The organism is Acetobacterium sp. K1/6 (genome assembly GCF_034438075.1).
GTDB classification, from domain to species: Bacteria; Bacillota; Clostridia; order Eubacteriales; family Eubacteriaceae; genus Acetobacterium; species Acetobacterium carbinolicum.
The window spans coordinates 26,175-41,116 of the sequence record NZ_JAXQGA010000012.1 but is presented as its reverse complement, the minus strand read 5'-3'; the positions used below and the strand labels follow the sequence as shown (position 1 = coordinate 41,116).

Below are 14,942 nucleotides of genomic sequence, written 5' to 3'. Positions count from 1 at the left end.
ATTTCTCCTTTAATCTATTTTATACTATTCCCGATTAGCAGGAATTAATAGCATCGAAGCGGACGAATGTCTGGCCACCTGATGGCTGACACTCCCTAAAAATACTTCATTTAAGAAGCCCCGCCCTTGCGAGCCCATAACTACCATAGAAATATTATTTTCCTGAACTGCTTTGATAATCTCTCCCGCGGGCAAACCGATTGGCAGTTGCACATCAACTTCCACATCTCCAATTGACTGTAGTTCCACTTTCATCGCCTGAAGTCTGGTGTTGTCCAAACGGATAAAATCCGAAAGGCTTTCTTTAAGATAGGGTTCTACCACTGCTTTGTCGATGACATGCATCAACGTAACCTTTTTTACTCCATCTGTTACCATTTTTTTGACAACCTCAAATGTTTTTTTGGCGTTTTCAGAGAAATCAGTGGGAAACAGAATATGCTCAATCAGGTTACAGGATTTCATCAATTTCAAACGTGCCTCCGGTTCATTAACAATTCGGATCAAAAGCACCGGTTTTTGGGCATGAAGAATCACTTCGTGGGCTGTACCACCAAAGAAAACCTCCCCGACCATCGAGTGTTCCGGAGCTCCCACGACCATCATGGAATAATCTTCTTGTACGGCAATGCGATTGATTTCGTTTTTTATATGACCCGTCACAACACGGGTGTTAACCAGATACCCCATTTTTTCCAGCAATACTTTCTGTTCATTGAGATTTGCTTCAGCAACAGCCGTATAAAAGGACGAAATTCTTGAATCCAGGTCATAGGAACTCAGACATTGTAACAATAGAGATTCTTTTACCCCTAACTCTTTCACGCTTTCCAGACAATGAAGCATATTAAAAGCAGCTGGTGACATCTCAGACGCAATAACAATTCGACTAAACATGACAATACTTCCTTTCTAAATCGACAAAACACTACTCTTAAATTACCCGATCTATCATGATTATAACGATACGTCCATAAACAACCGTTTTTTAGTCATCAAAATGTTCCGCATTTTCATAGATCACCTTAATTTCATCTCCTTTCATCAATGCAGATAAAATAAATGCAATAATAATAATTCCGGGAATATCAATCAGTAATCGGGTGATTGCAAATTTTGCGCCCATCGATGTCATTTCAAACAAGAACATCGGTATTTTTGTTGTTGACCAGGCTCCGATAAAAATCATAACATTACTGAACTTCACCCCTTTTTTCATAAAAACAGCGGCAATCGGAAATGCCCCATATAGCGGTCCAGCCGCTGCCGAACCGATAAAAAAGGCCAGGATAATTCCTTTTAAACCAGAGCCTTCGCCCATATATTTAATCATCGTTTCCCGGGGAACCCAAATATCCAGAAGCCCCAGCAATACAAAAACCGGCGGAATCACTAAGACCATCTCTTTTAAAGAATAACCAGTAACGCCAAATGCTTTTATCCCCAGGTCGTTATTAAAAAGCGTAATGACCAACATAATCCCTAATACAACCAGAAATGCGCGATAGCGTTTTACTATTTTTTTCATAGATTCATCACCACTCCAATCACCAATGCCACCACAAAAGAAAATAAAAATGCCAGAACATTTCGATAGATCGTTAATTTCTTGCCGAAATATTTTATTTCAACCGGTATGGTCACGATCCCTACCATCATGAGTGCTGAAATAAAGGCACCAATTTGCATATAACCAGCCCCACCGTCTAAAAGCAATGCTGTCATTGGAAAGGCTACAAATCCGGGAATCAAGGTAATCGATCCAATAACAGCCGCCAGAATCACCCCAAACCAACCAGATTTATCACCAATAATACTTGAAATCATTTCCGGATTCATAATGGCTAGCAATAAACCGACCAGTAAGATCACCACCAGAAATTCCGGCAAAATATTTTCAAACGCTTTCCAGGCTTTTTTTAATGCCATTTTTGTTTTTTTCTTATCTTTATAAAACGAGACGAGCAACAGCACACCCGTAACAACATAAAGTGCAATATTCACAATTTCTCACAACCTTTACAAAATTAATTTATTTAAACAACCGTTTATCACAACATTTGTCAACTTCCGCCTGTAATGTCACATGATAAATACCTTCTTTTTCTTTAAGTAAATGCTCAATTTTATCAGTAATGAGACAAACCTCAGATAACAGCATATCTTCCATTTCGACATGCGCTTCAAAGTAAACCGTTTTTTCATCAGACATCCAAGTATGAACATGATGAATATTTTTAACCTTTTCCATTTTTTCAATTTCTGTTTTGATAGCCTCGTAATTCAGAGGCGCCGATGACTGCATCAGAATATTGACCGTTTTTTTGATGATCTGCCAGGTTTCCCGAATAATATAGATCGAAATCAGGGCTGTGATCAGCGGATCAATCCAAATGATGCCCCATAACTGAATCGCAACACCGCCAATCAATACACCAATCGATGAAACCGTATCACTGATTAAGTGCAAATAACTGGATTTGATATTTAAATTATTGTGTGAATCTTTTTCCAATAAAAAAACGGAAATAAAATTGGCGATCAGTCCCACAAAGGCAACAATCATCATCATCAACCCATTAATAGTCTCTGGTGACTGCCACCGTTTGATGGCTTCAATAATCAATAAAGCCGATAAAGCCAATAATACGGTTGCATTCACCAAGGCTGCCAATATTTCAGCGCGTTTATATCCATAAGTTCGCTTTTCATCCCGGGCTTTTTGAGCAAGTCGATTGGCAAAATATGACATTGCAATGGCAATCGTGTCACTTAAGTTGTGTAGTGCATCAGATAGCAATGCTAAACTGCCCGAAAGAATACCGCCGATTATTTCAGTCATCGTAATAATAGCATTTAATACCGTCACCCAAAATATTTTTTTGCCGGACAGATTGGAATGATCATGGGTGTGCCGATGTTTTTCGTAATCATGGTTTTGGGTATGATTATCTTCCACGGTACTTCACTTCTCTTTCACTATTTTTATCTTTACTAAAATGTTTGTTTAAGTTCTTTACAAAAACAGATAACCAAAGGCGTTGAAACTAAAGCCGATTATCAAAATCCCAACCGTAACAATTCCTGCAAAAATCACCAGCAATTTTGTTTTGACCACCTTCTTAAGCATGATCATTGATGGTAAAGACAGTGCCGTTACTGCCATCATAAATGCTAATACGGTACCAAGACCTGCACCTTTAGAAACTAGTGCTTCAGCAATGGGAAGGGTCCCAAATATATCCGCATACATGGGAATGCCAACTAACGTTGCAATTAGCACCGAATACCACTTATCTTGGCCAAGAACTGCTGAGATAATTTCTTCCGGTATCCAATTATGAATAACAGCACCAATTCCAACCCCAATCAAGATATATAACCACACCTTGCCGGCGATCTCCAGAACCTGATCTTTTGCAAAACCGATGCGATCTTTAATTGTCAATGTTTCCTGATCTGTTTCAACCATCTTATTACTGTAAACAAAGGGTTCGACATAGTCTTCAAGCTTTGCTTTGCCAATGATGGTCCCGCCTAACACCGCCAGTATCAAACCAACAATGACATAAGCAATGGCAATTTGCCAGTTAAAAATGCTGGCCAGTAGAATAACCGAAGCCAGATCCACCAGGGGCGATGAAATCAGAAATGAAAAGGTCACACCAATAGGTAATCCCGCACTGGTAAAACCGATGAAAAGTGGGATCGATGAACAGGAACAAAAAGGCGTGATGGTCCCCAGCAATGCCCCTAATATATTGGCTGGAATGCCTTTAAAATTGCCCAGTATTTTGCGGGTTCGTTCCGGTGGGAAAAAACTTTGAATATAAGAAATCAGAAAAATCAGAACAGATAGGAGGATGAATATTTTAATAACATCATAAATAAAAAACTGTAAGCTCCCCCCTAGTTGACTCTGGGTATCCAGTCCAAATACATTTTGCACCAATTGAGCGACTAAATAATTAAGCCACTCCATTTTCAACAATTGATTATTCAACCATTCAAATACAAACATGAGATCATCTCCTAACTTATTTAATAATTTTTTACTGTTTATTCAACCGATGATTACAACATTGGTCGAGCCATTTTAGATTACCATCATTTCTGTTTTGATCAGTGACAAGCTGCGGATAATCCTCAAGATTGTCCAGAATATCGTTCAAGATATGTGTTAAAATCATATTGTCATTTCTTAACTGATAAAAAATATATTTCTCTTTTCGTTGTGAAGTAACGAGGCTTAATTCTTTTAATTTTGCCAGGTTTTTGGAAACATTTGGTTGAGAAACATCTAAAATATAACTAAGTTCACAAACACACAACTCACTTTGGGTAAGCAAAAGAATAATGCGAAGCCTTGTCTCATCTGACAGAACTTTAAAAATATTAATGAGTGATTTCATTGCAGATTCCTTTCATATTTTTGGATAAGTCTGTTTCTATAATCACATGCTTACATAAGCATATGATTATATTACACCTGTTATCAACTCTTGTCAAGCTACATATCAAAATTAGCCAACTAAAAATATATCACGACATAAAAAAGCAGCTGTATCATAAAGTACCCTGATACAGCTGCCACTAAACAGTATTTTTCACATCACTTGCTGCGATTATTTTTTAGTTCACCAACATATTTCGTTCACGCTATTCGATCATATTTTCATTAAAATCACACCGATAAAAAGACTTTGTCTTACTGATCGACTTTGATCACACCTAACTTATTCATGACCTCAACCAGTTTATCCGTATCAACCGGCTTGGCCGCATAAGCTTCACAGCCCAAATCAAAGGCGGTATTCACAAATTCGGTATCGGCCAGTGCGGTAATGATAATGATTTTGACCTTTTCTTCAGGCAGGATTCCACGTTGCACTTCAAAATCGCGGATGGCTTTAAGCACCTTCACCCCATCTACCTTTGGCATCATAATATCCAAACAGATGAGATCATAGGGGTCTTCTTCTTTAATCGCGATGAGATACGCATCCAAGGCTTCCATTCCATCTACAACAATATCGCATTCTCCATACTGAGCTAAAAACTTCCCTAAAAAGCGTCGACTTACCATGTCATCTTCTACAATTAATATTTTCATTTTATTCCTACCTTTCTTACATTGAATCTAATGTCTTTTGTCACTTTTAGATTGTCCGATTCTTTTATACTGTTCTTTTGTATACCGAATAAATATGATTAATCTGATCGACCTTTTCGGCTGCGGCTTCAAAATTCCCCCGTCTAATATCCAATTCTATTTTAAAAGCAACCACCTTTAAGTCTTCAATGTCTAAAGCAATGGAAAGCTTTTTGATCTGATTTGCCATTTTTTCAAATTCCGCTAATTTCCCGGCTGCCACCTGATCATTTAGCTCATTGATCAACTCCGACAGTTGTTCTTCTTTTTCAGCATCAGTTACCTTGCCACTCTGAAGAACTGGGGCCTTCTTTTCCTTAATAACAATTTCCCCATTAGCACCGATATACATTTCAAAATCACCGGTCTTCCTTGTCTCTTCCTTACGGTTGATGCATTTTTCAATTTCCTCAACCAGCTTTTCTACTTTAATCGGTTTTGATATGTAGCCATCCAACCCCTGGGACAAAAATTTTTCCCGATCTCCGTGGAGCGCATAAGCGGTAATAGCCAACACCGGAGTATCCTGATTGATTGCCCTGATCCGCTTAGTGGCTTCAATACCATCCATTTCCGGCATTTGAATATCCATTAGAATAATATCATAGCTGTTTTTTTTAACCATTTCCAGTGCTTCAAAACCATTTCCGGCAATATCTACCCCATAACCACATTCGTTGAGCATCCGGGCAATAACAAGTTGGTTAACCTTGTCGTCTTCAGTCAGAAGGATTTTATACTGCTGATTGATCTTAAAATAATCGGGCTGTTTTTCCGATTGCCGCTCTTTAATGGAACCCGGCTCAAAGGTAAGCTGAAAATAAAACCGACTACCAACGCCCTCTGTACTTTCGATCCAGATTCTTCCGCCCATCAGTTCCACCAATTGCTTGGTTATCGCAAGCCCCAAACCGGTTCCCCCGAAACGGCGGGTAAAGGAGCCATCCACCTGGCTAAAGCTTTCAAAAATCCGTTGCCGGTTTTCTTCCGCAATCCCGATGCCAGTGTCTTCCACCACAAAAAGAAGTTCAACCAAATTATCTTTTGCCGCCAGTCTCTTAACCTTGACCCACACCTCACCGGTATCGGTAAATTTGATGGCATTACTGATCAGGTTATTGAGAATTTGCTGAATCCGATGAAAATCCCCCATCACATATTGGGGTACAGCCGCTGAGAACGCATAACTAATTTCAATACCCTTACCTGTCGCTGCCGGCGACTGAGCTTTGATGGTGTGTTCCACCAGGGCTTTAATGTCACAGTTTTTCTTTTTGATCTCCAGTTTTCCGGCTTCCATTTTTGAAAAATCAAGGATATCATTGATCACATTGAGTAGAGCATTGACGCAAGTTTTGATGATTTTGATGTTCTCCTGTTGTTCCTGATTCAAATTGGATAAACGCATTAAATTGACCATCCCAACAATCCCATTTAATGGCGTTCTGATTTCATGACTCATATTTGCCAAAAATTCACTTTTGGCCTGATTGGCACTTTCTGCTTCTTCCTTAGCCAATTTTAATGCCTGCTCCACAGCCAGTCGCTCGCTGATATCGCGGACAATCGTAATGGCTACCTTTTTCCTATTTAAATAACAGTGGCTACATAATAGCTCCACTGGCAGGGTCGTGTCGTCTTTTCGTTTAGCTAAGGCCTTGATGGCAATCTGACTTTTTTCAAGCACCTCTTTACAATATTTCTCTGCCTCGATGGTTGAGTCAATCAATTTAAAAACGGGATCCGCAAATCTAAAAAACTCCTCGTAGGCGTAATAAAACATATCTCCAGCAGTCTGATTGACTTCAATGAGTCGACCATGGGAGCCATCTTCATTAATATCCTGAACAAAAATTGCGTCAGACGAATTGTGAAAAACCTGACGAAACTTTTCTTCACTGTCAACAAGAGCATTTTCAGCATTTTTCCGTTCAGAAATATCTCGGATAATACAGATAATCACCCGTTTTTCATTCATTTTTGTGGCTTTAGCACTGACCTCAACCGGAATCAGGGTACCATCTCTCCGTTTATGAATGGTTTCAAAAAAGACGCCATCCTTATCCCCATGCTCCATTTCCTCAATCGCTACAGATTTTCCACCTTCAATTAAATCAAAGACTAAAAGGTTTAACAGTTCTCGTCGCTTATAGCCATAGAGCTGGACAGCAGCATTATTGGCATCGATTATTTTGCCGTTTATTTCGACAAAAAGAATGGTGTCTCGAACCTTTTCCGCCAGCATTTTATAACGGATCAGTCCCTCTTCCAGTTTTTTTCGATCAGTAATGTCAATTCCAATGCCAATATAACCACCATAACTTCCATCCTCTTCAAAGGATGGACTGTAAATGCCCTCAAGCCAGCGATAATTACCGCTGGCATGCAGAATACGGTATGAAACGCTGAAAGATCTTTTACTACGAAAGGCCTGATTCTTCATTTCCAGATAAAAATTGCGATCCTCAGGATGAATCAAGTCCATCCATTTTATTCCCAGATAGTCTTCGTTTTGCTTACCGGTAAACAAGAACCAACCGCGGTTAAAGTAAACCACATTTCCTTCCCGGTCCATTTTCCAGATCAAGGTAGGAAAGTTTTCAAACATCCGGTAATAATAATCCCGGGACTGTTCCAGAGATAGCTCTCGATTTTTGCGCTCAGTAATATCTTCGAAGGTTACCACTGCATTTCTTATATGTTCCCGCATTAACGGGGCAACGCTAACTCTGAACCAATAATCATTCTCCTCATCGTCAACAAAAATACTTTTCTTAAATTCTATTTTAATCGGTTCATCTTCGAACTCCAGAATCTTTGTTACCGCATTTCTCAGTTCACAGAACTCACAAGACGGGTCAAAGCCGCAACCGCGTTTGTTTAAGCGGCTGCTTTTGCACTGTATCGCATTGCCAAAGTGTTTTCCAATAAAGTCTTCTCTTTTCCGATTGAAATAGTTAAGCAGTGGCTCATTGACATTGGCAATTTTTGCCTCTTCATCCATCACCACTACTCCAACTGAAATAGCATTAAATTCCTGAACGAAATTATCTTCAGTATTCAACCGCTTCTCTTTCAACATTTTGTCACTTCCTTTATACATGCATCCGGTTATTCACAACCGCCATGATATGACAACCTTTAGATAATCATATTTTGGTGCCAGATGTTAATATCACCACTGGCGACCTCCAGCTCAATAGTACGACTGACCGTAGCACCCGTTTCTTCATAGTGAATACCTAAATCCAACTCATCAAGAATCTTTTTTGTAACTTCCAGGTTATGTCGACCCACGTTAAAGGTATCATTCTTACGCAAGGATTCGGCACCACCAAAAATTCGAATCACCAATTCATTTTTCTGACATCCGTATTCACTGGAAAACTGCTTTATAAAGTAAGGCAACCCCGTGGTGGCATAATAACAATAGCGGTCAACCGCATCCTCCCTTCGGGCTGGTCGAGGCAGGGCAATATGGATGATCCCCCCCACTCTTCGGATCGGAGAATAAGCTGTAATTCCCAGACATGAACCTAACGCAAAGGTCTTAATCTTATCATTTAATTTGTTGGAAATGGCCATTTCACCGATTCCGATAATTTTTGTCATCGTTTCACCTATTCCTTTAGTGCTGTAAAAATGTGCTGATGGATATTTTCCAGCGCGGATTGGACTGCTACAGCGCCCATATTATAGGCGACCTTGTTCATACCATACACAACTGAAGATGCCTCATCCTGACCGATGGTATAACCACCTTTTCGTCGGATCTCCAAAAGACCTCTGGCACCATCACTACCCATTCCCGTCAATAGCACCCCAATAGCCCGATGGCCGGCTTCCCGGGCAACGGAATCAAAGAGCGTATCAACTGACGGACAGTGACCATTAACTTTTTCGCCAGCAAACACTTCAACTCGATACTTTACGCCAATTCGCTTAATGCGCATGTGCTGATCTCCTGGAGCAATATATACCCTTCCCGATTCCAGATAATCCCCGGATTGGGCTTCTTTACACTGTAAAGGGGTCTGGGCATCCATTCGTTCGGCAAACATCTTTGAAAACACCGGAGGAATATGCTGAACAATCAGAATTCCCGGAGAATCCACCCGCAGGTTTTTAAGAATGTGATAAATTGCTTCGGTGCCACCGGTGGACGCACCAATGGCAATGAGCCGGTCTGATGACCGCCCATTGCCAGATATTTGCTGGATATGATTGTTTTCGATTCTTTGGAGAATCGGCTTTTGCACTGGAAGGATCACCCTGCTCTTTACCGCCAAGCGGATCTTCAGGATCAACTCAAGAAGAAAGTCTTCAAAGGTTTTTGAAGATACGCCATTCGGCTTTTCTACAAAATCCATGGCTCCGACTGCTCTGGCCTCAGGGCCAATCTTAGGATTACCACTGACAATCACCACCGGGATAGGATATTGGGGTAACAACCGTTTGATAAATTCGACACCACTCATTTTTGGCATTTCCTGATCACAGACAATAAGATCCAAATCGTATTTAAGAATTTTATCGCGCGCATCAAAGGCATCACATGCGGTGGCAACGACCTGAATCTGCGGATCAACGACCAGTTTTTTAGCCACCATTTCCCGGAATGACTGGCTGTCGTCAACGATGAGTACGCTGATCTGATTTTTCTTTCGCAATTCTTCTCGTCCTCTCTACCCGCTTGAGAAACCGTTGTCCCCATTTCTGGGATCTAATTTCAGTATTTTCCAAACTCATTATCGGTTAAAGCAATTTTATTAGGTTTTGACGTCGCATTATTAACCGGCACTTTCCGATTTGGGCGGCTTTCGATTGCTAACTCTTCATTTTGTCGATAGCCATACCGGCTATTTTTTTTTAAAGCAAATCGTGCTGCCTGTTCTCTTAACAACTCTGCCTGACTCGATAATTCTTCGCTGGCTGAGGCACTTTCTTCTGATGTTGCCGAGTTCATTTGAACAACTTCAGACACCTGCATAATACCCTGGTTGATCTGGGAAATGCCAATCGCCTGTTCGTTGGACGCTGAGGCAATATTTCCCACAATGCCAGAAACTTTCGCCACATCGTCGACAATCATGTTAAGGGATAGCGCTGTGGTTGTGGCGATTTTTGTGCCATCATCAACCTTTTTAATGGACCCTTCAATCATTCGGGTCGTTTCTTTGGCAGCATCTGCCGATCGGGCGGCCAGGTTCCTAACTTCTTCGGCAACTACTGCAAATCCCTTGCCATGCTGCCTAGCCCGGGCGGCTTCTACAGCAGCGTTTAAGGCCAAAATATTTGTTTGGAAAGCAATCTCATCAATGACCTTGATAATCTTAGAAATATTTGCTGAAGATTCATTGATTTCTTCCATCGATTGTAGCATCCGTTTCATTTCATTGTTCCCTTTTACGGCGTTTTCTCTGGTCAGTTCCGCCAGTTCATTCGCCTCACCGGCATTATCAGCGTTGAGACGAGTCTGCGAGGCAATTTCTTCAATCGAAGCAGTTAGTTGTTCAATTGAGCTGGCCTGTTCGGTAGCACCCTGGGATAAACCCATACTGGAATCGGCAATCTGTTTGGAACCAGCAGCCACCTGTTCGGCGGCGGAATCAATGTTGGACATAATGTCATTAATATGATCGGTCATTTTTATAAAAGCCAATCCCAGCTCGCCGACTTCATCACGGCTGTCAACTTTCACATCCACATCCAAATTCCCATTGGCAATTTCCTCAGCTGAATCAACCATCCGTCGTAAGGGCTTGCTGATCCCATTGGCAACGATCAATCCCAATCCCACCGCTAATGCAATTCCGACAATGATGAGAACGATCATCACAGCGCTCTGGGTCGTAAAGTTTGCGGTATTCTGTGTAAGAATCGCTTCGGAAAGTTTTGTGTTGTAATCAATAAGACTTTGAAGATCCTTATCGACGGTTTCTCGTGCCTGGGTTACACCAGCAAGTTCTGCCAGTGCTTGATCATATTTCTGGGCTTTGACCAATTCCAGATTAGCATTGCGCACATCCCGGTAGGTCGCCATATTTTCAATCAGCGTATCATAAAGGGCCTTATTTTGATCATCCTGGATGGTCGCTTCATATTCTTTTATTAGAACATTGTCACTTTCTACTGCCGTAACAATAGCATCTAAACGGGTTTGCAGGGTTCCCGGATTGCGTTCATAAACGGCCAGTAACTGATTGGCCCGGATATCTTCCAGGGCTGATTGAACACTGGCCAATTTTTGAGATGGCACCAAATTGTTATAGTACATGTTTTCCGACTGGGTATTAATGGTATTCATGGTATAGATGCCAAATACCCCCACAATTCCGGTTATTACCGCAAGCAAAATAAAACAGGTGACCAATTTTTGTTTTATTTTAAGGTTCCTAAAAAATTCCATCTCGTGTTTCCTCCATCTGAGTTTTTATTTTGTTCCTATATACACAAATCAGGCTTCTTGAACGTGATTTTCCATTTCATCATCCTCAAGCAATTTCTGGCAGTCCAGAATGAGTTTTACCGCATGACCGACTTTTCCAATTCCTCTCACAAATTGCCTACCGTCGGTTTCATCCAAATCTGGATGGGGAACAATATCTTCCTCAGGAATGGCCACTACCTCAGCAACACCATCGACAATCAGTCCCACCGTGATATCTGAAATCTCGACAACGATCACGCAAGTTCGTTCATCGTATTCCCGTTCCGGTTTCCCAAACCGCAAGCGCACATCCACCACCGGAATGATCTGTCCCCGGAGACTCATAATCCCTTTGACATACTCCGGTAACTCCGGCACTTCGGTTATTTTCTGAATCCCGATTATTTCTGTAACATAAATAATTTCAAGACCATAGGCTTCACTGTCCAGATTAAAGGTTAAATACTTCCCTTCTTCGGTTTCATCATCCTCTTCCAGCTCCAGTTCATCAAATTCATCAAACGCTTCCGTCATCGTTTCGCCTCCTTTACCTAATTTTTAAGCCGTTTCTGGGTAACTAGTCCATTGACATCCAGTATCAGGCTGATATTACCATCTCCCAGCAAGGTACATCCGGCCAGGCCATCAATTTTTTTCATCCGCCGAATATACTTCGGCAGGGTTTTAACCACGACCTGCTGCTCGCCCAATAGTTCATCGGCAAAAAGACAGGTGGTTTTCGTTTCTCCTTCTAGCATAATTAAAATGCCGTCTTCAATCTCGGTTGCTCCAGTTTTAACCTTGTAATGCTCTTTAAGTCGCATAATCGGATAACACTTGCCCCGGATCATAATCATTTCGTTTTGATCGGTATCCCGAAAGATCTCCTGAGCCTTGGGAATAAAAGATTCTTTAATGGACATAATCGGCAGGGTATAACAGGTTTCACCAACCCGGATATTCATGCCTTCGATAATGGCCAGCGTCAGGGGAATTTTCAGGGTAATGACAGTTCCCTGTCCTTCGACACTTTCCACCAGAATGTTTCCGCCCACTGCTTCAATATTCTTAGCTACCACGTCCATACCTACCCCCCGACCGGAAAATTCAGTAACCGCTTCCTTGGTCGAGAAGCCTGGTAAGAAAAGCAGGTTGAACACTTCAGTATCGATCATATTAGCGGCTTCATTTCCGACTAGTCCGTTTTCCATAGCTTTTTGAAGGATTCCGTCGCGGCTCAACCCCTTACCATCATCGCGGATGATAATTAACACCTCGCCGCCGGCATTTTTAGCTTCCAGAGTGATGGTCCCGGTCCGGGGTTTGCCCTGGCGAACCCGATTCTCAGCAGCTTCAATCCCATGATCAGCGGAATTCCTGACAATGTGCATCAGTGGATCACCGATCTGCTCAATAATGTTTTTATCTACCTCGGTTTCTTCGCCCAAAATTTCGAGGTTAATTTCTTTCCCGAGCTTTTTGCTGATATCCCGGACAATCCGGTTCATTTTAAAAAAAGTAGGTCCTAAAGGAACCATCCGAATGGACATGACCATATCCTGAAGTTCATTGGTTATTTTTTTGAGCTGCCTGGCCGATTTGCTAAAATTATCCAGCACCAGGCCTTTAAGGTCCGGATTCTGGGTGACCATCGCTTCAGAAATGACCATCTCACCGACCAGATTCATCAGTTTATCCAGCTTTTCAACGCTAACCGAAATGATACTCTGGCTTTGGCTGCCATTATTTACTGGTGCCTCTTTGTTGATAACACAAGCTGTTATGGTTTCTTTCGGTTGGGGGACACTAATTGTATCCTCTGAAAGAAGACCACAGATCGCTTCCTGGATTTTCTGTGTCTGATCCAGCTCAACCATTTCGAATTGATCGATAAATGCCAAGCTGCGAAAAAAAGTCGCCAGTTTTTCTTCGGACTCCAGGGTATCAATTTGGAGAATGAAGCCATCCCGTCTAATCGTCTCCACGCAATCCGGATCATTAATGACATCTTCTGGAGTGCTTTTAAACGATTCGGTAATCTCCTTTAAATTATGAACCACGGTGAACGCCCGGATATTTTCCATCCCGCAGTCTTCATCGAATCGCAAAATGGCCTGATAGGTTTTTAGCTCACTGATTTTTGCTGCCTTGTTCGAGCTGATATAATATTTTTCTTTTATCGGTTCGTTGTTAATCACCTGGGAATCGGTCAGATTATTACTTTCTTTGAGCTGCTTAAGATGCTCTTTGATCTTATCTGTTAAACTTTTCGGATCGCCGTCGGCTTCTACCCCATTTTTTATTTTTTCCAGCTCCAGTTTCATAAAGTCAATGCCTTCAAGCACCAGATCTGACAGCGTTGATACATCAATAACTGCCGGCTTTTCTTCCCGAATAAAGTAAAACATATCTTCGGTGGTATGCGCCAGCACCGACATGTTATTGATCAGCATCATCGCTGCTGAACTTTTAATGGTATGCATGATTCTGAATATCTCATTGATAATTTCGCTGGGATAGCTGCCCAGGGCTTCGGTCTTAATCACCGACTGTTCCATTTGTTCCAATTGCTGGGATGTTTCAAAAATAAACACTTCCTGCATCGGATCATTCATATATTGATCTGCCAATCGTGTCCCTCCTTTTCTCAGTTTTTCATAAAACCGCTTAAAATTAATTCAACCATTTCCGCTGATTTTTCTTTGATCGAAAAGCTGTACGCGTTCATTCGCCATTTCAGACAAATTTCCTTGCTGCCGCCAGTGAGTATATTTTCAAGTACCGCCGGATCAAGATTTGTTCGGATCAGATTCTGATCGATGGCTGCTTGAATGGTTTTTGTAATAAAGTCGGATCGTTTATAAATGATTGAACTAACTTTTTCGGATAGTTTTGCATCGCACATCAGGCTGTCATAAGCTTGAACCACTACCGTTATTTCCGGGTAGTTCTGATAATATTCGGCATAGGCGTTATAAAAATAACGAATCGTTTCAAGTGGCGAAAAGTTTTTTAAAACACAGGTTTCAATGATGGCATCGTCATACTGGGAAAAATGATCCACCACTGCCAGCATAATATCTGTTTTCGTCTTGAAATGCCGAAATAGAGTCCCTTCTGAAACACCTTCCTGTTTGGCAATCAATTTTGTCGATAAATTTTGAAGGCCAACGGCATTTAAGGTTTGGATGGTTGAGACGATGATGCTTTCATGTCTTTTTATCAAAGATTTTCCCATGTCGCCCCTCCTACCGGAGTGATTACTTACTCCTATATTTGAATTATACACTTTTCTACTTTATTGTCAACTTTTAATGTGAAGTTTCGACGTTTTTTTTGTGATGATTAAAGAAATTTTTA

Annotated in this window: 14 protein-coding genes; all 14 read right to left on the bottom strand. The window is 41.3% G+C overall.

The features are described 5' to 3' along the window. Positions 1-24 precede the first annotated feature (24 nt). Positions 25-897, bottom strand: coding sequence for a universal stress protein (locus U2P91_RS11645; protein WP_322519677.1), 873 nt, complete (start codon positions 895-897; stop codon positions 25-27). Between the two features lie 91 nt (positions 898-988). After that, positions 989-1,528 carry a permease gene (locus tag U2P91_RS11640; RefSeq protein ID WP_111886447.1) on the bottom strand — a complete coding sequence of 180 codons (540 nt, stop codon included), beginning with the start codon at positions 1,526-1,528 and terminating at the stop codon, positions 989-991. Continuing rightward, positions 1,525-2,007: a permease gene (locus tag U2P91_RS11635; RefSeq protein ID WP_242988731.1), complete on the bottom strand. Its 483-nt coding sequence runs from the start codon at positions 2,005-2,007 to the stop codon at positions 1,525-1,527. The genes U2P91_RS11640 and U2P91_RS11635 overlap by 4 nt, the downstream gene beginning before the upstream one ends. 25 nt (positions 2,008-2,032) lie before the next feature. Continuing rightward, a complete protein-coding gene (locus tag U2P91_RS11630; RefSeq protein WP_322519676.1) occupies positions 2,033-2,959 on the bottom strand; it encodes a cation diffusion facilitator family transporter in 927 nt (308 codons plus the stop codon). Between the two features lie 57 nt (positions 2,960-3,016). Continuing rightward, on the bottom strand, positions 3,017-4,021 hold the full coding sequence (locus U2P91_RS11625; protein WP_322519675.1) for a permease: 1,005 nt from the start codon (positions 4,019-4,021) through the stop codon (positions 3,017-3,019). A gap of 31 nt (positions 4,022-4,052) precedes the next feature. Continuing rightward, positions 4,053-4,412 carry an ArsR/SmtB family transcription factor gene (locus U2P91_RS11620; protein ID WP_111886445.1) on the bottom strand — a complete coding sequence of 120 codons (360 nt, stop codon included), beginning with the start codon at positions 4,410-4,412 and terminating at the stop codon, positions 4,053-4,055. 296 nt (positions 4,413-4,708) lie between these two features. Continuing rightward, positions 4,709-5,113: a response regulator gene (locus U2P91_RS11615; protein WP_322519674.1), complete on the bottom strand. Its 405-nt coding sequence runs from the start codon at positions 5,111-5,113 to the stop codon at positions 4,709-4,711. A 64-nt stretch (positions 5,114-5,177) separates the two neighbouring features. Then, the gene (locus U2P91_RS11610) at positions 5,178-8,234 is read right to left on the bottom strand and encodes a PAS domain S-box protein (protein WP_322519673.1); all 3,057 of its coding nucleotides are present in this window, start codon (positions 8,232-8,234) and stop codon (positions 5,178-5,180) included. 59 nt (positions 8,235-8,293) lie between these two features. Next, positions 8,294-8,764 carry a chemotaxis protein CheD gene (locus U2P91_RS11605; RefSeq protein ID WP_322519672.1) on the bottom strand — a complete coding sequence of 157 codons (471 nt, stop codon included), beginning with the start codon at positions 8,762-8,764 and terminating at the stop codon, positions 8,294-8,296. 8 nt (positions 8,765-8,772) lie between these two features. After that, a complete protein-coding gene (gene cheB / locus U2P91_RS11600; RefSeq protein ID WP_322519671.1) occupies positions 8,773-9,822 on the bottom strand; it encodes a chemotaxis-specific protein-glutamate methyltransferase CheB in 1,050 nt (349 codons plus the stop codon). Between the two features lie 59 nt (positions 9,823-9,881). Then, a complete protein-coding gene (locus U2P91_RS11595) occupies positions 9,882-11,561 on the bottom strand; it encodes a methyl-accepting chemotaxis protein (RefSeq protein WP_322519670.1) in 1,680 nt (559 codons plus the stop codon). 48 nt (positions 11,562-11,609) lie between these two features. Then, positions 11,610-12,116, bottom strand: coding sequence for a chemotaxis protein CheW (locus U2P91_RS11590; RefSeq protein ID WP_322519669.1), 507 nt, complete (start codon positions 12,114-12,116; stop codon positions 11,610-11,612). A gap of 17 nt (positions 12,117-12,133) precedes the next feature. Further along, the gene (locus U2P91_RS11585) at positions 12,134-14,212 is read right to left on the bottom strand and encodes a chemotaxis protein CheA (protein ID WP_322519668.1); all 2,079 of its coding nucleotides are present in this window, start codon (positions 14,210-14,212) and stop codon (positions 12,134-12,136) included. A gap of 17 nt (positions 14,213-14,229) precedes the next feature. Then, positions 14,230-14,820, bottom strand: a complete 591-nt coding sequence (locus U2P91_RS11580) for a TetR/AcrR family transcriptional regulator (RefSeq protein WP_322519667.1) — start codon at positions 14,818-14,820, stop codon at positions 14,230-14,232. Positions 14,821-14,942: the final 122 nt, after the last annotated feature.